This window comes from Pseudoalteromonas sp. S4492 (assembly GCF_005886115.1).
Taxonomy (GTDB): domain Bacteria; phylum Pseudomonadota; class Gammaproteobacteria; order Enterobacterales; family Alteromonadaceae; genus Pseudoalteromonas; species Pseudoalteromonas gelatinilytica.
On sequence record NZ_PNCP01000323.1, the window covers coordinates 1 to 324 of the forward strand.

Consider the following 324-nt stretch of genomic DNA (forward strand, 5'->3'; position numbering starts at 1 on the left):
TATCAGCGCGGAGGCAACTTAGGCGCTTATTGGAAGAGAACCCTGAGTAAAACTCACGATTACTCCTTCAGAGCTATCTACGACAACTACCAGAACTTTGATTACCGGATCGCTGAAAAACGTGACACGGTTGATTTTGAGTTCCAGCATTACTATCAGCTCAGGGGAAAGCACGATCTAGTCTGGGGACTTGGATACAGAGCTACATGGTACGAAGTAAAAAATACTTCCTATATGTATCTACTTGAAGGCAAGGACTCCAAGCAGACAGAATTATTCAGCGCCTTCATCCAAGATGACATCACACTCAATGACCAATGGACT

Annotated in this window: 1 pseudogene; it reads left to right on the forward strand. The window is 44.1% G+C overall.

The annotated features are described in order from the left end of the window. Positions 1–324: pseudogene (locus CWC28_RS22435) on the forward strand (hypothetical protein); the annotation flags it as partial.